The sequence below is a fragment of the Paenibacillus sp. SJS-P3 genome, from assembly GCF_056711585.1.
Window position 1 is genome coordinate 1,631,192 of sequence record NZ_CM160043.1, and the last position, 20,958, is coordinate 1,652,149.

Annotated in this window: 12 protein-coding genes; 11 read left to right on the forward strand and 1 reads right to left on the reverse strand. The window is 58.6% G+C overall.

Going from position 1 to position 20,958, the window contains the following annotated elements; all coding sequences use genetic code 11:
• Positions 1 to 158 precede the first annotated feature (158 nt).
• Entirely contained in the window at positions 159 to 1,499 is a 1,341-nt protein-coding gene (locus AC06G8_RS07395) for a response regulator (protein WP_447662170.1), read from the forward strand.
• 4 nt (positions 1,500 to 1,503) lie between these two features.
• Entirely contained in the window at positions 1,504 to 7,209 is a 5,706-nt protein-coding gene (locus tag AC06G8_RS07400; RefSeq protein WP_480284884.1) for a HAMP domain-containing protein, read from the forward strand.
• A 136-nt stretch (positions 7,210 to 7,345) separates the two neighbouring features.
• On the opposite strand, the gene AC06G8_RS07405 is transcribed toward AC06G8_RS07400, so the two are convergent.
• Complete coding sequence (locus AC06G8_RS07405; protein WP_480285399.1) at positions 7,346 to 8,146, reverse strand: TerC family protein; 801 nt, start codon at positions 8,144 to 8,146, stop codon at positions 7,346 to 7,348.
• Positions 8,147 to 8,304: 158 nt separating this feature from the next.
• Between AC06G8_RS07405 and AC06G8_RS07410 the strand changes: the two genes are divergently transcribed.
• The 9 genes from AC06G8_RS07410 to AC06G8_RS07450 all read left to right on the forward strand — a co-directional run bounded on the left by AC06G8_RS07410 (position 8,305) and on the right by AC06G8_RS07450 (position 20,958).
• The gene (locus tag AC06G8_RS07410) at positions 8,305 to 10,131 is read left to right on the forward strand and encodes a cache domain-containing sensor histidine kinase (protein ID WP_480284885.1); all 1,827 of its coding nucleotides are present in this window, start codon (positions 8,305 to 8,307) and stop codon (positions 10,129 to 10,131) included.
• A 1-nt stretch (position 10,132) separates the two neighbouring features.
• The gene (locus tag AC06G8_RS07415) at positions 10,133 to 11,449 is read left to right on the forward strand and encodes a response regulator (protein ID WP_447662167.1); all 1,317 of its coding nucleotides are present in this window, start codon (positions 10,133 to 10,135) and stop codon (positions 11,447 to 11,449) included.
• A 105-nt stretch (positions 11,450 to 11,554) separates the two neighbouring features.
• Positions 11,555 to 12,481: a carbohydrate ABC transporter permease gene (locus AC06G8_RS07420; protein ID WP_447662166.1), complete on the forward strand. Its 927-nt coding sequence runs from the start codon at positions 11,555 to 11,557 to the stop codon at positions 12,479 to 12,481.
• A gap of 1 nt (position 12,482) precedes the next feature.
• On the forward strand, positions 12,483 to 13,355 hold the full coding sequence (locus AC06G8_RS07425; protein WP_447662165.1) for a carbohydrate ABC transporter permease: 873 nt from the start codon (positions 12,483 to 12,485) through the stop codon (positions 13,353 to 13,355).
• Between the two features lie 133 nt (positions 13,356 to 13,488).
• Positions 13,489 to 14,973, forward strand: coding sequence for an ABC transporter substrate-binding protein (locus AC06G8_RS07430; RefSeq protein ID WP_480284886.1), 1,485 nt, complete (start codon positions 13,489 to 13,491; stop codon positions 14,971 to 14,973).
• 207 nt (positions 14,974 to 15,180) lie between these two features.
• Complete coding sequence (locus tag AC06G8_RS07435) at positions 15,181 to 15,942, forward strand: VOC family protein (RefSeq protein WP_480284887.1); 762 nt, start codon at positions 15,181 to 15,183, stop codon at positions 15,940 to 15,942.
• Positions 15,943 to 16,119: 177 nt separating this feature from the next.
• Entirely contained in the window at positions 16,120 to 16,596 is a 477-nt protein-coding gene (locus AC06G8_RS07440) for a lipid II flippase family protein (protein WP_480285400.1), read from the forward strand.
• Between the two features lie 141 nt (positions 16,597 to 16,737).
• Complete coding sequence (locus tag AC06G8_RS07445; RefSeq protein WP_447662162.1) at positions 16,738 to 17,001, forward strand: hypothetical protein; 264 nt, start codon at positions 16,738 to 16,740, stop codon at positions 16,999 to 17,001.
• Positions 17,002 to 17,121: 120 nt separating this feature from the next.
• Complete coding sequence (locus tag AC06G8_RS07450) at positions 17,122 to 20,958, forward strand: glycosyltransferase family 39 protein (protein WP_480284888.1); 3,837 nt, start codon at positions 17,122 to 17,124, stop codon at positions 20,956 to 20,958.

The following is a 20,958-nucleotide window of genomic DNA, read 5'->3' on the forward strand; positions in this document are numbered from 1 at the left end:
TTGTTTTTTTCGTCCCGTCGGATCCTGAAATAAAAAAATCGGAATCAGTCGGAGACCAGCTACCGAAAGGAGGGTTGATCCTATATAATCGGAGTTATATGTCCTGTCTTGTCGAAATGTAGATCCGTTATGCCTTATGTCGGAAAGCGAGGGGCCCCATGGATTTTCCCATCAATATCCTGCTCGTAGACGATCACCCGGAAAACCTGATGGCCATCGAGGCGGTTCTCGGCGGAGAGCCCTATCGTCTGGTTCGGGCCTATTCCGGCACGGAAGCTTTGCGATGTCTGCTGGAAGAGGAGTTTGCCGTCATCGTGATGGATGTGCAGATGCCGGGAATGGACGGAGTCGAGACGGCCAGCCTCATCCGGATGCGGGAGAAGACCAAATACGTGCCGATCATCTTCATGACGGCTGCGAGCAACAGGATGGAGCATGTCTTCGCCGGTCATTCCGTAGGTGCGATGGATTTTATGACGAAGCCTTTCATTCCGCAGATCTTCAAGTCCAAAATCGAGGGCTACGTGAGCATGTATGAAGCGAACAAGACCCTGCAGATCCAGAGCGAAACGCTGAAAAATCAGGCTAGGGAGCTGGAGAAAGCCAATCTGGCGCTCAGCCAGGCCAAGGAGACGGCGGAGCTCGCCTCACGCGTGAAATCGGAATTCCTGGCCATGATGAGCCATGAGATCCGGACTCCGCTCAACGGGATCATCGGCATGTCCGATCTGCTTCTCGCCTCCGATTTGCCGGAGGAATACTCCGAGATGGCGGGCATCATCCACACGAGCGGACATGCCTTGCTCTCGGTAATCAACCATATTCTCGAATTCTCAAAAATCGAGTCCGGTAAGATGGAACTGGAGGAAGAGCCGTTTTCCCTCCAGCACTGCTTGATGGAGACGATGGATCTGTTCACGGCCAAGACCAGGGAGCGGAATCTGGAAGTAACGGTCTTCATCGATCCGTCCCTGCCTCCTTATCTGAAGGGGGATGCGAACCGTCTCCGGCAGGTGTTGAACAATCTGGTCGGCAATGCCGTCAAGTTCACGCATGAAGGCAGCGTATGCATACGGGTCGGCAAGCTGGAGGCGACGGTGGATTCCCTCATGCTTGAATTCAGGATCAAGGATACCGGAATCGGAATCCCTCCGGACAAGGTCGACGAGCTGTTTCAACCGTTCTCCCAGCTGGATGCCTCGACGACCCGGAAGTTCGGCGGCACGGGCCTCGGGTTGTCGATCAGCAAATCCCTTGTCGAGCTCATGGGCGGCACGATCCGGGTGGAACCGTCGCACGGACCCGGCGCGACGTTCATTTTTACGATAGCCGCCAAACCGCTCCTGCATGGCGACGATCATCCTCCGGAGAATGCATCCGACGAAATGATGCCACGCAGCAGGTTGGCGGGCATGGATGATCTCATCGTCGAGCCGGACCGATTGGACGTTAGGAAACCGATCATTCAAAACTATGACAGTCAAAAGGGGCTGGGTTGAGGACATGAGCGAGCAAAACTTGAGCAACGGATCCAGTGACGACCGAATTGACGGCGGCGAACTGCTCAATGCCTTGATGGCGATGAAGAAGGGCGACTTCTCCTACCGGATGCCATATGACCGCACCGGCGTAGCCGGCAAGGTGGCGGATACGTTCAATGAGATCATGGATATCCATGAAGGCCTGGTGTCTGAAGTCCAGACTGTAGCCAAGGTGGTCGGAAAGGAAGGAAACCTCTCGAAAAGGTTCGTGCAGAAAAATCTGGGCGGATCCTGGGAAACGATTACCGATTCGCTGAACGGTCTCGTCATCGACTTGATCCAGCCGACGAGCGAGATGGTCCGGGTCATCAACGCCGTTGCCAAAGGCGACCTGTCCCAGAAGGTGGAGCTGGAAATCGAGGGACGGCCGCTTACCGGCGAATTCCAGAGAACGGCGAGCAACATCAATATGATGGTGAATCAGCTCAGCACCTTCGCCTCCGAGGTGACCCGCGTGGCGCGCGAGGTAGGCACGGAAGGAATCCTGGGCGGCCAGGCGGATGTCAAAGGCGTGTCGGGCACCTGGAAAGATCTGACCGACAGCGTGAATTACATGGCGACCAACCTGACGGATCAAGTGCGCAATATCGCGGCGGTCACCACTGCCGTCGCGAACGGGGATCTGTCGAAGCAGATCACGGTCAGCGCGCGGGGAGAGATCCTGGAGCTCAAGAATACGATCAATACGATGGTGGACCAACTCTCCATGTTCTCCTCCGAGGTGACCCGCGTGGCGCGCGAGGTCGGCACGGAGGGCAAGCTCGGAGGGCAGGCGGACGTCAAGGGAGTATCCGGAACCTGGCGGGATCTGACCGAAAGCGTCAACTACATGGCCTCCAACCTGACCAACCAGGTGCGCAATATCGCGGTCGTCACTACGGCGGTAGCAAACGGCGACCTGTCGAAGAAGATCACTGCGGATGTGCAGGGCGAAATCCTGGAATTGAAGAACACGATCAACACGATGGTGGATCAGCTGTCGACGTTCGCTTCCGAGGTGACCCGGATGGCGCGTGAGGTCGGCACGGAAGGGATTCTCGGCGGGCAGGCGGATGTCAAAGGCGTATCCGGAACCTGGCGGGATCTGACCGAAAGCGTCAACTACATGGCTTCGAACTTGACCAACCAGGTGCGCAATATCGCGGAGGTGACGACCGCAGTCGCGAAGGGCGACTTGTCGAAGACGATCACCGTCGATGCGAAAGGCGAGATCCTCCAGCTGAAGAGCACGATCAACATCATGGTGGATCAGCTCAGCAACTTCGCCTCCGAGGTGACGCGCGTGGCGCGAGAGGTATCGACGGAAGGAATCCTCGGCGGGCAGGCGGACGTCAAAGGGGTTTCCGGCACCTGGAAGGATCTGACCGACAGCGTCAACTTCATGGCCGGAACGCTGACCGATCAGGTGCGCAATATCGCCGAGGTGACGACGGCGGTCGCGAAGGGCGATCTATCGAAGCAGATCACAGTCAATGCGAAAGGCGAGATCCTGGAGCTCAAGAATACAATCAACACGATGGTGGAGCAGCTCTCCACCTTCGCTTCCGAAGTGACGCGGGTGGCGCGGGAGGTCGGTACCGAGGGCATGCTGGGCGGACAAGCCCAGGTCAAGGGCGTCGCCGGCACCTGGCGCGATCTGACCGAGAGCGTCAACTATATGGCTTCGAACCTGACCAACCAGGTGCGCAATATCGCAGTCGTGACGACGGCGGTCGCGAACGGCGATCTGTCCAAGAAAATCACGGCGGATGTGCAAGGAGAGATTCTGGAGCTCAAGATCACAATCAACACGATGGTGGACCAGCTCTCGATGTTCTCCTCCGAGGTGACGCGGGTGGCGCGAGAGGTCGGCACGGACGGCAAGCTGGGCGGACAAGCTCAGGTCAAAGGGGTGGGCGGCACCTGGAAGGATCTGACCGAAAGCGTCAACAACATGGCCCGGAATCTGACGGATCAGGTGCGGAACATCGCCGATGTCACGACAGCGGTCGCGAAGGGCGATCTGTCCAAGAAGATCACCGTCGACGTCAAAGGCGAGATTCTGGAGCTGAAGAACACGATCAATACGATGGTGGACCAGCTCTCGACCTTCGCCTCCGAGGTAACGCGCGTCGCGCGCGAGGTCGGCACGGACGGCAAGCTCGGCGCGCAGGCGGAAGTGAAGGATGTGTCCGGCACGTGGAAGGATCTGACCGATACGGTCAACTACATGGCCAGCAACCTGACGGTCCAGATGCGCAATATCGCCGGCGTCACGACAGCCGTCGCGAACGGCGATCTGTCCAAGAAAATCACCGTCGACGTCAAAGGCGAGCTGCTGGAGCTGAAGAACACGATCAACACGATGGTGGACCAGCTCAATTCGTTCGCCTCCGAGGTTACGCGGGTGGCCCGGGAGGTCGGCACGGACGGCAAGCTGGGCGGACAAGCCCAGGTGCGCGGCGTTGGCGGAATCTGGAAGGACCTCACCGACAACGTCAATATCATGGCGACGAACCTGACGGATCAGGTGCGCGGAATCGCCAAGGTCGTGACCGCGGTGGCGAACGGCAACCTGAAGCAGAAGCTGACCGTGGAGGCCAAAGGCGAAATCGCCGAGCTGACGGATACGATCAACAACATGATCGAGACGCTCGCCACCTTCGCCGACCAGGTGACCACCGTGGCGCGTGAAGTAGGCGCCGAAGGAAAGCTGGGCGGCCAGGCGAGCGTGCCGGGCGCTGCAGGAACATGGCGCGATCTCACCGACAACGTCAACTACATGGCGAGCACGCTGACCACTCAGGTGCGCGCCATCACCAACGTCGCGACCGCGGTAACCAACGGCGATCTGTCGCGCGCCATCGACGTGTCCGCATCCGGGGAAGTCGCGACGCTGAAGGACAACATCAATGAAATGATCCGGAACCTGAAGGAGACGACCCGGATCAATACGGAGCAGGACTGGCTCAAGACCAACCTCGCCAAGTTCTCGCGGCTGCTGCAGGGGCAGAGGGATCTGTATGCCGTCAGCCGCATGATCCTATCGGAGCTGGCTCCGCTCGTGTCGATGCAGCATGGAGTCTTCTACATCAACGAACCGATCGGCGGCGAGCCGGTGCTGAAGCTGTTCGCGAGCTACGCTTACCAGACCCGCAAGCATCTGGCGAACGAATTCCGGGAAGGGCAGGGGCTGGTCGGCCAGTGCCTGATCGAGAAGCAGCGGATCCTGCTGACCAATGTGCCTGGAGACTATGTCGTGATCTCGTCCGCTCTGGGAGAGGCTACGCCTCTCAATATCGTCCTGCTGCCGATTATCTTCGAGGATCAGGTGCTCGCGATTCTGGAGCTTGCCTCCTTCCGTCTCTATAGCGATATCGATATCGCCTTCCTGGACCAGCTGACGGAATCCATCGGCATCGTGATCAACACGATGCAGGCGAACCAGCGTACGGAGGAGCTGCTCATCCAGTCGCAGTCCCTCACCGAAGAGCTCCAGAAGCAGCAGATGGAGCTGCGCAATACGAACGACGAGCTCGAGGACAAAGCGAAGCTGCTCGTGCTGCAAAAGGCGGAAGTGGAGAGCAAGAACCATGAGGTTGAAGTGGCCAAGCGGTACCTGGAGGAGAAGGCGGAGCAGCTGGCCCTCACATCCAAGTACAAATCCGAGTTCCTGGCCAACATGTCGCATGAGCTCCGCACCCCTCTGAACTCCCTGCTGCTGCTGGCCGAGCAGCTGGCTGAGAATCCGGATGAGAATCTTCACGATATGCAGGTGAAGTTCGCGAAGACGATCCAGGACTCCGGACTCGAGCTGCTCAATCTCATCAACGACATCCTGGATCTGTCCAAGATCGAATCCGGCACCATTACGCCGGATTACAGCGAAGTGTCCCTGGCGGAGCTGACAGACGGGCTTGACCGCACCTTCCGCCACATGGCGGACGCCAAGAAGCTGGACTACCGGATCAAGATCGATTCCGGCGTGCCGGCGAGCGTCATCACGGACTTCAAGCGGCTTCAGCAGATTTTGAAGAATCTGCTTTCCAACGCGTTTAAATTCACGGAGCAAGGACAGATCATGCTCCAGATCAAGAAAGCGAGCGGGGGCTGGAACCTGGAAAACGACTCGCTGAACCATGCCAAGACGGTCATCTGCTTCTGCGTCAGCGATACCGGAATCGGCATTCCTCCCGAGAAGCAGCAGATCATTTTCGAAGCCTTCCAGCAGGCTGACGGAAGCACGAACCGGGAGTATGGGGGGACGGGACTGGGTCTTGCCATTTCCCGCGAGATTGCCGAGATGCTGGGGGGGGAAATCACCCTGTTCAGCGAAGTGAACCAGGGAAGCGTATTTAATCTGTACCTCCCTACGGAAGCGGAATTCACGGAGCCGGAGCCACGGAAGCTGCATGCTCCCGAGGTGATTGACATCACTCCGCCCAAACGCAGGAGCAGCCTGAACCGGCCGGCGGATGATTCCTTGATGGACGACCGGAACCGCATCGAGCCTGGAGACCGCGTGTTCCTGATTGTCGAGGATGACCAGAAGTTCAACGAGATCATTCTCGATCTCCTCCGCAAGAAAGGAATCAAGGCGGTCATTTCGTCCGGCGGCCTGGACGCCCTGGAGCTCGTTCATAAGTACAAGCCGATCGCGATCACGCTGGACCTGCATCTGAGGGACACAGACGGCTGGCTGGTGCTTGAGCAGCTGAAGAACGATATCCAGGTGCGGCATATTCCGATCTGCGTCATGACCGTCGACGAGGACGAAGTGCTCCTCCTGCAGAGGGGAGTGTTCGATTATCTCCGCAAGCCGGTGACGAACGAAGAGCTGGAGAATGCGCTGGATCGCTTGAGCCAGTTTGCAGACAAGAAGGCCCGCAGCCTGCTGGTGGTCGTTCAAGACGAGCAGGAGCGCAAGGGGATCGTCGAGCTGCTGGCCGGCCACGATATCAAGATCACGGCCGTGGATACGGGACGTAAAGGATTGAACCAGCTGGGCGCCAAAGCTTTTGACGGCGTGGTGCTGGAGAACGGCTTGAAAGATATGAATCTCATCCGGTTCGTCCGCGAGATGCACAAGAACGCCAAGAACAAAAGGGTTCCCATCCTGGCCCGCCTGAGCAAGAAGCTGGAGCCGGCGGAAGAAAGCGAATGGGATGAGCTGGTCAAGCTGGCGGTTCTCAAAGAGGTCAAATCGAATGCCCAGCTGATCGATGAGACGACCCTCTTCCTGCACCGCAAGGAAGTGAACCTGCCGGCCGGCTCCCGGGACAAGCTGGTCAAGCTGCATCATTCGAATGAAATGATCGAGTACAAGAAAGTGCTCGTGGTCGATGACGATATCCGGAACATTTTTGCGCTCACCTCCATTCTGGAGCGTCATCATATGAAAGTCATTCCGGCTGAGACAGGCCAGACGGCCCTCCACATCCTGGAACATACGCCGGATATCGAGATCGTGCTGATGGATATCATGATGCCGGGAATGGACGGATACGAGACCACCCGCGCGATCCGGCAGAAGGCCGAGTTCAAGGATCTTCCCATTCTTGCGCTCACGGCGAAGGCGATGAAGGGAGATCGGGAGCTGTGCCTCGAGGCCGGATGCTCGGATTACATCACGAAACCGGTCAACAGCGCGCATTTGCTGTCCATGATGCGTACATGGCTGGACAAATGATTCCTGTTTTCCATGAGAAAGGGGCTGTCCCAAAAGCCATTCGGCTTTTAGGGGGCAGCCCCTTCATGGTTTCATAAGGCGGCTGCCGCATTCGCAGCCGCGCCGTTCATCTGTGCTTCGAATCGTGGCCCAGGATCTAAGCCGGCTGCCGGGCTTTGCCCCGGCTTCCGCCGCTGTCGCCGCCGCTGCCCGCCTTCGGCTTGGACGCGAACCAGCCAACGACGGCGATCAGGATGAGCACCGTCCAGAAGATGCCCTTCCACAAGCCGCTTTTCGGGAAGCTCGAGCTGATGAGGGCGACATCCGAGTGGCCGACCGTATAGATCGCGAGCTTGATGCCGACCCAGCCGACGATGGCGAAGGCGGCCGTCTCCAATCCGGGCCGATCCACCAGCAGCTTGCCGAAATAAGCAGCCGCGAACCTCATGATGACCAGCCCTACGATGCCTCCCGTCAGGATGAGGATGAATTGGGCGCCGTCGAGGCCGCCGATCCGGGGCAGAGTTGTCGCCGGCAGCGTGATCGCCAGCGCGACAGCCGCGAGAATGGCGTCGACCGCGAAGGCGATGTCGGCCAGCTCGACCTTGAGCACCGTCACCCAGAAGTTTTCGGGCTTTTTCTCCGCTTCCTTCTTGAGCTTGTCCTGCTTGACGAACAGCCGCTTGACCATATGGCTGATCGCAATGTACAGCAGATAAGCGGCCCCGAGCGCCTGCACGTACCAGACATGGGCGAGGAAGGAGATGATGAACAGGGAAGCGAACCGGAAGACGAAAGCTCCTCCGAGCCCGTAGAACAGAGCTTTTTTCCGCTCCTTTTCCGGGAGATGCTTGACCATGATGGATATGACCAGCGCGTTGTCCGCAGCCAGTATTCCTTCCAGGCCGATCAGCACCAGAAGCACCCAAGCGTATTCCAAAAGGACCGAGGTTGTCAGGCTTCATCACTCCTTTGAACTCTTTCGTTGAGGCGTCATGGATAACAGGAGTAGTATGCTCTGCTTTTATTTTCCTTAGTCCAGGCCAAAAAAACATTGAATTCCCATGCCGTTCGTCCCATAATCGGGAATACCGACTTACTCCGGAGGCATGGACGATGAACAATCCCCTTACCAGGCTCAGCGTGAAAATGCAGATGATCCTGCTGTTTTTGATGATGGCCATTCCGATTCTCGGTCTGTTCGTCTACGGCAATATGAAAGCGGAAAGCATTTTGAAGCGGAACATTACGAACGCCTATGCCGAGCTGAACAAGCAGAATCTGGTCATCATCGACAAGGATATGGACAATATCAACCGGATTACGACGACGATCATCCAGAATCCCGCGACGCAGGCCATCGTGCCCGGCAGCCTGGAGCCTGTGCTGGACCGGGTCAAGAAATACGCGGCGATGGACAAGCTGCTGCGGGTTTATTCGACCGGCACGGATGGAGAAAATCCGATCTACTATTCCCTTTATGTGTACGATCCCTCCAGCGAGTTCTATTTCGCCCCCTCCATCCAGATGACGCAGAACGGTGTCTACTTCCTCGATTCCGACAACAAGCCGGCCTGGTACGACAAGGCGGTCGAGAACAAAGGACTCGGCTTCATGCAGGTCATCGACAACAACACCGCCTTCAGCAAGGAGAAGACGCTCGCCTACATCCGCGCGGTCAACAACATCGGCGAAGGAAACGTCATCGGCGTCCTGGTCGCGTACAAGATGGACAGCAAGATCGTCGATTCGCTGCGCTCGGTCAATCTGCCCGACGGCGAGATGTTCCTGACGGACAGCCAGGGCACGATCATGTCCTCCACCGTCCAGGGCAAGCTCGGCACTAAGGTTGAGCTGCCGGAAGAGGTCGTCCGAGCGGCCAGATCCGCCAGAAGCGACATGCCGTACCATGCGGTGAACAGCGACGACATCTATGTCGTCAGCGCAGCCAATGCGCTGAACCTGCGCCTCGTCTACGAGATCCCGGTCCAATCGCTGCTCCAGCAGCAAAAGGAGCTCAAGAATGTCATCCTCTTCATCTCGATCGCTTATACGCTGCTCGGCTGCATCGTCATGATCTACTTCTGGCGCTCGCTCATGACGCCGCTGCAGCGGCTCTCGACGTTCGTACGCCGCTACGAGCCCGGCAAGCGGGTGCCGGAAACGCCCGGTCAATCGCGCAGCGACGAGGTCGGCGTCCTCATCTCCGCCGTATACGGGATGGCGAGAAGGCTCAACAGCCTCATCCATGACCGCTATCAGATGGAGATCCGGCAGAAGGAGGCGCAGCTTCAGATCCTGTACCATCAGATCAATCCGCATCTGCTCTACAACACGCTGGAGAGCATCTATTGGAAAAGCTCGCTCGAGGGCAATTCCGAATCGGCCGAGATGATCAAGGATCTGTCGAAGCTGATGAAGATCAGCCTCAGCCGGGGCCGCGAGATCATCTCGCTGGCGGAGGAGCGCGAGCATGCCGCCGCCTATGTCGCCCTTCAGCGGCGGAGATATGAAGCCGATTTCAAGATGGAATGGGACGTTCCGGAGGAGTTCGGGGGCATCGGCATCCCCAAGATCACTTTGCAGCCGCTGATCGAGAATGCCATCATCCACGGAATCAAGCATATGGGAGAGGACGGGCTCATCCGGGTCGCAGCCGTCCGGGACGAAGAGGGAAGGATCCGCGTGACGGTAGAGGACAACGGCTACAAGGCCGTTGATTACGCCGCGATCGAGCGCTGGCTCGGGGAGCTGGACAGCTCTCCGGCGATCGGATACGGAATTCGCAACATCGACCAGAGGATCCGTCTGCGGTACGGCTATCCGTATGGACTGGCGATCGGGCCGAGGCCTGGCGGAGGCACGACGGTAAGCATCCTGCTGCCGGATCAGCCGGAACAATCAAGCGAGGCAGGCATCGAATCAGACGGGGAGGACAATTGACATGCACCGAATATTGATCGTGGACGACGAGCCGCTTATCTGCAAAGGGCTGGCCAGCCTTCTGGCGGGAGCAGGACTAGGCATCACCGACATCCATACGGCGAGCAACGGCTATGAGGCGCTTGATTATCTGCGCATGGAGGAAGTCGATCTCATGATCACCGACATCCAGATGCCGGGAATGAACGGAATCGACCTCATGCATCAGGCGAAGCTGCTCAAGCCTTGGGTGCAGACGATCGTCGTCTCCGCCCATGAGACGTTCCAGTATGCGCAGATGGCGATCCGGCTGGGAGCGAGGGATTATCTGATCAAGCCGCTGAACAGCAGCCAGCTGCTGGATTCGGTCCGCAACGCGCTGCTCAATACCGAGAAGCCCGTATCCGGGGATCAGGATTATCTGGCGAAGGCCAGCTCGCAGTTCCGCCTGCGCGCGCCCGACAGCGGCCAGAGCGCCGCCCTGCTGAAGCTGCTCGTCGCGCCGCCGGCTGGACCCGCGCAAGGGCTTGCGCTGATGGAGCAGGCCGGCATCGCTTCATCGGGACCTTACTTCGCCATGATCCGGATCCGCGCGGATTTCAGCGGAGGCGATTATACCGCAAGGGACAAGGACCTGCTGACATACGCGATGATGAATATTTCCTGCGAGCTGCTGGAGCAGGAATGGGAGCCGATCCCATGCCTGCTCCCCGGCTGGGAGGTCGGGGCCTTGATCGGCTGGAGCGAGGCCAAGTACGACGACACGACGGTAAGCAAGGTGAACCAGCTCGACATGATCGGCCGCAGCCTGCACCATAATCTCGACAGCTGCCTCCATCTGCCGGTCACGCTCGGCATCAGCCAGATCGCCCGGGGGGCCGAATTCCTGTCGATGCTGAGCGCCCAGGCGGCGCGCGCGCTGGAATGGAGCGGCAAGCATCCGGACCAGAAGGTGTTCTATTACGGCGACTTCAGCTGGAGCGACCCGCAGCAGGAGGCCAGTGACGAGGAGCTGTCCGCGCAGAGCAATCTGATCGTAGAGCGTTCCAAGCGCTATATCGAGGAGCACTACGCGCAGAAAGGCCTGACCTTGCACGAGGTTTCGCAGCGCAACCACGTCAGTCCCAATTACCTCAGCTACCTGTTCAAGAAAATAACCGGGAACAACCTGTGGGAATACGTCATCAAGCTGCGCATGGAAGAGGGGCGCCGGCTGCTGATGACGACCGACCTGAGGCGCTACGAGGTCGCGGAGCGCGTCGGGTACGAATCTCCCGAGCATTTCAGCAAAATATTCAAAAAGTACTATGGGCACAGCCCGAGCGAGTTGAAAAAATAGAAGTAAGATTCGCTACGATATGCATAGATACGCACATGTTCTCCCTTTCTCCTGGAATCTAAAATGAATAGATAAAGATAAGAACAGGAGAAAGCGGGGAAAATCATGAGTCAAGACATCGTTGCGGCCACCGGGCCGCAGGCGCAGGCGGGCAGGGGCAAAGCCCGGACCCTGCTTCGCAAATACGGGTGGGGACTGGCATTCCTATTTCCGGCAGCCGTCATCTTCATCCTCTTTTTGTGGCTGCCGATCATCAAGGGATTCTTCTACAGCTTCTACCATATCGACTTCGTCAAGGGCGACGAATTCATCGGATTGGACAATTATCGGACGGTCTTCAGCGATCCCGACGTCTGGACCGCCGTCAAAAATACGCTCTATTATATGGCGCTATGCCTCGTCATGGGCTTCTGGGTGCCGATCGTGTTCGCCATCGGAATCTCCGAGATCAAGCGGCTCCAGGGAGTGTTCCGCGTCGCGGCCTACCTGCCGAACGTCATCCCGGTCGTCGTCCTGTACGGGCTCTGGAGATGGATGTACGATCCTGTCGGTCCGATCAACGCCGGCATCACGAGCCTGTTCGGAGGAGAGGGCGTCAGCTTCCTGACCGATACGAAGTGGTCGATGATCTCCCTCGTCTTCATGGAGACATGGCAGCAATTCGGCTCCGCCATGCTCCTGTATCTGGCCGCCGTGCTCAGCATACCGCGCGACTGGTACGAAGCGGCGGAGATCGACGGAGCGGGCATCTGGCAGAGGATCTGGCATATTACGCTGCCTTCCCTGCGCAGCCTGATCCTGCTCATGCTCGTGCTGCAGATCATCGGCACTTCCCAGGCTTACCAGTCGCAGCTGGCGCTTCTGGACGGCGGTCCGGTCAAGGCTACGCTGACCTATGCGCTGCTTATCGTCAAGTATGCGACCACGCGTCTCGATATGGGCGTCGCTTCCGCGATGGGCGTACTCATGTTCATCGTCCTGGGCGCTCTGGCGATCGTTCAATACCGCCTGGACCGGAAAGGGGACCGATAGCATGAGCAGCATGGACAGAGGCATCCTCTCGGAATTCGATCTCAAGCGCAAAGGAACCCGCACAGGGTATATCATCATGCTCGTCGTCATATTCCTGATGGCGGCATCCATGGTGTATCCGGTTCTTACAACGGCATTCAACGGACTGAAGGACAACGCGGAGGTCAATTCGTTCCCGCCGCATTTCCTTCCGCAGACATGGGAATGGGGCAACTTCGACGAGGCGTGGAATTATGTCGCGCTTCCGACCTTCCTCCGCAATACGCTGCTCATATTCGGCGGCAACATGATCGTATCGGTGCTGGTGCTCGGAACGGCTTCCTTCAGCCTCTCGCGCCTCAATGTGCCCAAGCGCCGCAGCATCGAGATGTTCTTCATGATCACGCTATTCATTCCGCCGACGACCTATCTGATCCCGAACTTCCTCAACCTGAAGGATCTCGGGCTGCTGGATTCGTTCTTCGCCTTCTGGCTGCCGGCCGGAGCCAACGCGTTCTTCCTGCTGCTGCTCAAAAATTTCTTCGACGGCATCAGCATGGAAATCTTCGAGGCGGCAAGGATCGACGGAGCTTCCGAGCTCAGCTGCTTCATCCGCATCGCCGTGCCGCTGTCGCTGCCGATCTTCGCGACGCTGGCCATCTTCGTCTTCTCGACCGCATGGAACGACTGGTTCTGGCCGTCGCTCATCATGCACAAGGACAGCCATTATCCGCTGTCGACGGCGATCTACAAATACGTCATCCAGGCGAAGATGCTCAACCTCAACATCAAATTCGCCATTCTGACGCTCGTCATGCTGCCGCCGATCGCCGTCTTCCTCGTCTTCCAGCGGTTCATCATCCGCGGCCTGCATCTGGGCGGAGTGAAAGGCTAGCTTCATCGTAACGACACACATAATGACCATAGAATCGCACATCGTACAATGAATGCGCATCCATTATGATGGTTTTGCAAGCTGTTCCAGATGAACGACATTTTATCCATGTTCAAGAAAAGGGGAGTTACACGTGCGCAAATCGACAGCGATCCTGAGCTGCCTGGTGGCGACCAGCGTTCTGCTTGGAGCCTGCGGCAACGGCAACAACAGCAACAGCGGCAGCAGCAACACGAATACCGGGGGAGCATCGAGCCCGTCGCCCGCAGTCAGCGAGCCGGCCAACAACACCGCCTCCAATGACGGAGCTGCCGCGCCGGCCGAAGAAGACATCAAGGACAAGAAAATCACGATCAGCATCTATTATCCGCTTCCCGACCAGGCGGAGAAGCGCAAGTCCGAGGACGACAAGATCGCCCGCTTCCAGAAAGAATACCCGAACGTCACGATCGTCAAATCGGATTGGCATTACAATGTCGACGAGATCGGCGTGAAGATGGCGGCCAACGAAGCTCCGACGTTCTTCAACACGTTCGCGACGGAAGCAGGCTTCCTCGTCCAGCGCGGCTGGGCGGCAGACATTACGGATCTGTGGAACAAATATCAATTCAAGGACGACATCAATCCGACGCTGCAGAACCAGTTCGTCAAGGACGGCAAAGTATTCGGAATCGTCCAGAACGGCTACTCGACCTCTACCGTCGTCAACAAAAAGCTTCTTGAGGCTAAAAGCGTAGCGGCCCCGTCCTACGACTGGACTTGGGACGACATGCTGAACACGGCCAAAGCAGTCGCCGATCCGAAAAAAGGCGTCGCCGGCATCGCTCCGATGGGCAAAGGCAACGAATCGGGATGGAACTGGACCAACTTCCTGTTTGAAGCAGGCGGCCAGATCCAGACGACGGATGGCGGCAAGGTAACGGCTGCCTTCAACTCCGACGCAGCCGTCAAAGCGTTGCAGTTCTACCAGAAGCTGCGCTGGGAAGCCAACGCCATTCCGAAGGACTGGGCGCTCGGCTGGGGAGACGCGGTCGGCGCGTTCGCCCAAGGACGTACGGCCATGGTCATCGCCGGCGCGGAAGGCGTGCTGGATCAAGCGCTCAACCAAGGCGGCATGAAGCCTGAAGACGTGGCCACCTACCCGATGCCTGCGGCTGAAGCCGGCGGCAAGCATTCCGGGATTCTGGGCGGCGACTATCTCGTCATCAACCCGAACGCTTCGAAGGATGAGCAGGAGATGGCGTTCCGCTACATCACGTTCGACTACTTCTCCGACAGCTACCTGAGCGCGGTCGAAAAGGATATCCAATCCCGCCAAGCGGACAAAAAGTACTATATCCCGCCGCAAATGAGCTACTACAAAGAGGATTCGGAATACGGCAAAAAACTTCAAGCGATCTACGACAAGTACACCAACGTGTACAAATACGATGCCGAGTCCAACAAGCTGCTCGACGGCAACCCGGAAGCCCAGTACAACACGCAGGAATACTACGCCGAGATGACCAACATCATCCAGGAAGTATTCTCCAAGAAGGATGTCGACTTCAAAGCGAAGCTGGATGCGGCTGCCAAGACGATGCAATCCAAGTATTACGACGCGATCAAAGTCCAATAACGCGGTCCATTATAATGTAGGAAAAAGCCGGATCTGCCTCGCGCAGATCCGGCTTTTTCCTATCGGACCGGGACGGAGGAGCTGCCGGCCTCGCTCTTTGAAATCAAGGAGACATGCACATGAAATCTTCATTTGCGACTTTCTAAAGATAAACATATACTAAACACAAATCTTTAGAAAATAACGACAAAGGAAGAGGTTTTTGCCATGATTACTCATTATTCGAATGTGCAGCTTCATACGGTGTCTCTGGAGGGCGCCAGGCAATTCTACGGGGAGCTTCTGCAGTTTCCGGTTGTCTACCGGTCGGAGAGCGAGATCTCTTTCCAGATCGCCGATCGAAGCGTCCTTTCCTTTGTGGAGACGTTCGAGCCGATCTCTCCCGCCCATCTTGCTTTCGCGATTCCCTATTCCCGGTTCGAAGAGGTAATCGCTTGGGCAGAGTCCCGTCATCTGACCTTTTTGAAATGGGAGGATGGCCGCGCCATCGATGAATACGAGACGGGCAAGAACATCTACTTCCGTGACGGCGACGGCCATCTGCTGGAAATCATCACCGACAGGGACGGGGATGAAGGCTCTGCCGAGCCTCTTCCCGGGGAGTTTCCGGTTCTTTTCATCCGGGAGGTCGGGTTTCCGGTCGAGTCTGTCCCCGAGTTTCGGCAGAAGCTGGTGCATCTCATGGGTTTCGAGCTCCGGGGTCAGCCCTCCGACACGTTCACCTTTGCGGCAGGCGGTACGGCCTACGCCGTCGTCGTCTCGAAGAAGCGCCGCTGGGTTCCGATCGGCATGATCGCACTTCCTCCGCGTGTGAGCGTGACGCTCGGCTTCAACCGCGCCTCCGACTGGAGCGGGATCACTTCCAGGCTGTATGCCTCCGGCATTCCTTACAAGGAGAACGGAAAGGGCGGCGGAAGCTTCATGCTGGAGGGCTACCGATTCCATCTGGTTTACGAGGGAGCAAGCTAAGCCTGAGAGAGCCTGTCATGCGGGGAGGCTGAGCTGGAGATTGGATTCGTTTCTTTCATAGATTCAAGTCTAGTTGAGAAGAGGCCCTAGCCTCTTCTTTTTGTTTCGCCGATCCAGCAACCGAACGCTGCCGGATATCGTCAGGGATGCAGAGCTTATCCGCTGTCCGCGCGCCTGATCGCCCATATGGAGCAGGCAGGCTCGATTCCCCGCTTGCTGCCGCACCTTCTTCGCCTGCATACTGTGCGAAATATCCGCTATCATCTCGCCTTGCCGCGCTTGTCCATGCTCGCGCCTATCCGAAAAGGGGGCATTCCCTACCGCCTTGTCCTGCTCAACGCGCTTGTCACAGCCATATACACGATCGGCGTGCTCGCCGCGCTGCTGGCTTCCACTTACGCAGCCGTTTATTCGACCTCGGCCTCGCAGGCTTCGGGCCTGATCAACGGCATGGCAACGATTATGCTTGCTCTCCTGATCGATCCCAAGATCGGCTTGCTGACCGACCAAGTGCTTCGGGGAGACCGGCCGAATGGAGAGATGAGCCGGGTTTTCGGCGTGTTGATGCTCTCCCGCCTCGCAGGAACGGTACTGGCGCAGCTGCTTCTCGTTCCGGCTGCCTTGTGGATCGTATGGATCGTATCGGTCCTTTGACTGTGGATTGTCGGCCTCCATGGTTTGTTGGTTCAGGGAGTCAACCTGGATCCCAAGGAGCGGTTTCCCCCGCATGGCTGCCTTAGAAAGGAGCGCAGGACTCTCATGCAAAGCACTCGACTGACAACAAGGAAGATATGGATGTTGCTTTCCATCCTTCCGCTTTTGATCGGTTTGACGACATTGTCGCCGCAAACCGCGATACGGCGGGATCTGATGTTCAGGTTTCAGCCGGCAGCAGCTTTAACCGCGTCCATCTCTGTCATGCCGGCCGGGAATCTCGAAGGCGATCGTTATTTCGCTATAAGCAAAGGCGTCGATTTGGCCACAGGCAGCGCTTTGAACGGATACCGGCTGAGGAAATACGGACCGTTCTGGATCGTCCGCGGCGTCGGCGCTCCGTGAGACCCGGCGAGGCTGCAAGCAGGCGGCTTTAGCTGTCTTTTTTTGGCGTGCCAGCAGAGCCTTATCTATGCTACTCTAAAAACATACCTATGCAGAGCTTGAGAGAGGAAGGTTGGACGATTGAAGCCTACGTACATAAGGCCGATTCTTCTGCTGCTGGCGGCAGCAGTCATTCTGCTTGGAGGCCGCATGACCGCTTATGCGGCGGACGAGCTGCTTGCCAATCCCGGCTTCGAGGCGGGAGCGGACAACATGCCGCAAGGCTGGAGCAAGGATGGCTACAAGCTCGACGACTCGGTGACCTCCTGGTCTCTGCAGCAGGGAGCGGGCGGGGAGCCTGCCCGTTATTTGAGGGTGCAGAACCTTCAGCCGAACGACGCCCGCTGGCTGCAGCGCGTGACGGTGAAGCCGGATACGCTGTACCGGATTTCCGCCAGCGTTAGAGCTGCCGGCGCCGAAGCCGGCAAGACCGGGGCGAATCTATCCGTACTGGGTCCCGTGGATACATCGGTCTCCCTCTACGATACGGCGGGAGCCTGGCAGCCGCTGGAGGTGTACGGGCGCACGGGGCCATCCCAGGACACGATGGACGTGCTGCTCCGTCTCGGCGGCTACGGAAGCGAGAATGTCGGCACCGCCGATTTCTCGGCTGTCTCCGTCACGGAAGCGGCTGAAGCTCCCGCCGGCGCGGCGGTTATTTCCCTGGACCCTTCCTCGGCACCGGCTCCGGCACCCGCGGAACCGGCAGCTGCCGCGCATAAAGCTCCCGGCTATTTGATTCCTCTTGCGTTTCTTGGCGGAGCGGCGTTTCTGTACGCCTTTTCGATCGCTTATCGGGCTCTCTTTTCCCGGAAGGAAGCGACAGCGTCCATCAATTGGCTGCGCCAGGAAGGCCGTGATAGTGCAGGAAGCAGGGCGCTGTGGCTGCTGCTCGGAGGAGGACTGCTGCTGCGCCTGCTGCTCGCGCCGACGATGCAGGGACATCCGATCGACTTCCCCGACTTTTCGATCTGGGCAGACCGGGCTTATTCGGTCGGCCTGAACGGATTTTTCAGCGACGACGTGTTCGCCGACTACCCGCCGGGTTATATCTACGTCCTCTACGTGGTGGGCATGCTCAAGCATCTGTTCGGCTTGAGCGGAGCCAGCGGCGGCGTCATCCTGCTGGTCAAGCTGCCGGCCATCCTGGCGGATCTCGCCGCAGGCCGGCTGCTCTATGGAATTGCCCGCGAGCGGTTCGGCAAGCGCGTTAGCCTGATGGCGGCCGGACTATACATCTTCAATCCGGCCGTGTGGTTCGACTCTGCGCTGTGGGCGCAGGCCGATTCCGTCATGACGCTGCTTGTCCTTCTCGCAGTCCGGGCTCTGTTCCGCAGCCGCCATGCCGCAGGAGCGGCATGGCTCGCGGCGGCGGTTCTCGTCAAGCCGCAAGCGGTCATTTTCCTGCCGCTGCTGCTGTTCGCCTTGATTTCCAGCCGAAGCGGCAAGGAGTGGCTGAAGGCTGCCGGAGCCGGCATCGCCGCTGCCCTCTTGCTGCTGCTTCCGTTTGCCGTCGGCAGGGAGCCGCTCTGGATCGTGGAGCATTACAAAGCGATGTTCGCCTCCTATCCTTACGCGACGCTCAACGCCTTCAACATCTACGGGCTGCTCGGCTTGAACGGAATCGATGCGGCCAAGCATTGGCTCGGGCTGCAGCTGTCGGTCTGGGGCAACGTCGGAGCGGCGCTGGCGCTTGCCGTCATGGGGCTCATCACCTTCAAAAAAGGCCGCAGCGGCCTTTATCTGGCCGCCTTCGCGGGATCGCTCCTCGTGTTCCTGCTGAAGACCGGCATGCATGAGCGGTATCTCTATCCGGCGCTGGCATTCGGCTTGGCCGCATTTCTCGTCTCGGGAAGCCGCCGCCTGCTGCTGCTGTACGGCACGCTAACGGTTGCCGTCCTGGCGAACATCGCTTACGTGCTCCGGGACTCGCTGCAGGAGAACTATTATATCGCCAACGGCAACGGCGTCATGGTGCTCGTGTCGCTCGTCCAGACGGCAGCCGGGGCTTACTTCCTGTATTTGACGGTCCAGGTATGGCAGGGCAAGAGACTCGGTTCTCTCGTTGCGGCGTCCGGAAGCGGCTCCTTCGTCCTCCCGGAACCGGCGCATGACGGCACCGGCACCTCCAGCGTGGAGCGCAAGCCGCAGCCGTATGAGGACAGTACCTCTCTTCCATGGCGCAAGGAATGGTGGCCGGTGCTAGCCATCGTCGCCGTATACGCGGTCATGATGTTCTGGCAGCTGGGAGATGCCAAGGCTCCCAAAACGCCATGGCAGCCGGCATCCGACGTCACGGCGCAAGTGCAGGGCGGCCCGCGGGCCGTCGATCATCTCCTGCTCTATGCCGGCATCGGGGACGGCACCGTCCAGGTATCGGTATCCCCCGACGGCATGACCTGGAACGCTCCCGTGGAGCAGAAGCTAGACGGAGGCACCGTATTCCAGTGGAAGTCGGTGCCGCTGGCGGGGCAGACGGCACAGGCGGTGCGGATCACCGGAACCGGGACCGCCGTCGTATACGAGGCGGGGCTGTTCGGACCGGACGGCACCCGGCTGGCTCTGGCTGCGGATGGCGGCTCGCCGCTGTTCGACGAGCAGGCGCTCGTGCCGGACAAGCCTTCCTACCGCAACAGCATGTACTTCGATGAAATCTATCACTCGCGTACCGCCTATGAGCATCTGCACCGGATCGAGCCGTACGAGACGACTCATCCGCCGCTCGGCAAAGTCATCATCTCCGCCGGCATCGCGCTGTTCGGCATGAATCCCTTCGGCTGGAGGGTCATGGGCGGCATCGCCGGCCTGACCCTGATCCCGGCCATGTACGTCTTCGGACGCGCCTTGTTCCGCTCCCGCAAGGGCGGCCTGCTCGCGGCGGCGCTCATCTTCCTCGATTTCATGCCGCTCGTGCAGTCGAGGATCGGCACCGTCGATACGTATGCGGTCTTGTTCATCATCATGAGCTACCACTTCATGAACCGGTTCTTCCAGCGCAATGAGCCGGGAACGTCGCTCCGCCGCCTGCTCCTGCCGTTTGCCCTGGCCGGCATCTTCTTCGGGCTGGGAGCCTCGGTCAAATGGGTCGGCGTCTATTCGGGAGCAGGCCTTGCGGCCATCTTCTTCTATTCGCTGGTGAGACGGTACTTGGCGGCTTCCCGGGCCGCAGCCGTTCCCGACCGGGAGAGGAAAGCGAAGCAGGCAGGCGGCAAGGGCGATGACACCGCGTCGAGCCGCGCAAGAAGCGAGAAGAGCTTCATCGCCGGCATGATCGGAGCCGGGCTGCTGTTCTTCGTCCTCGTTCCCGGGGTCATCTACATCCTCACGTATATTCCGTTCATGAGGGTTCCAGGACAGGGCCATGGCCTGAAAAACGTCATTGAGTTCCAGAAGTTCATGTACGATTACCATTCCAAGCTGGTGGCGACCCATCCGTTCTCCTCGACCTGGTGGGAATGGCCGATCATCTCCCGGCCGATCTGGTATTATTCCGGATCCGGACTGGAGCCGGGGCAGATCGCGAGCATCGTGTCGCTGGGCAACCCGCTGCTCTGGTGGGCAGGCATTCCTTGTGCCGTCGCCGCCTTCATCGCCGCTTGGAAGAGAAAAGAACGGGCGATGCAGGTCGTCACGATCGGGCTCCTGTCCCAATATCTTCCATGGGTGGGCATTCCGCGCCTGACCTTCATCTATCACTATTACGCGACGGTGCCGTTCATGCTGCTCTGCATCGTCTACGTGCTGCTTCAGCTGCCGCAGCGAATCGGCGCCAAGCAAGCCAAGGCGGCGACGTGGATTTATCTTGGCGCTGCCGCCGTGCTGATGGCGATGTTCTATCCGGTGCTGAGGGGACAGACGATCAGCCGGGATTATGCCGTGCACTTCCTGAAGTGGTTCGGCAGCTGGACGTTCTTTTAA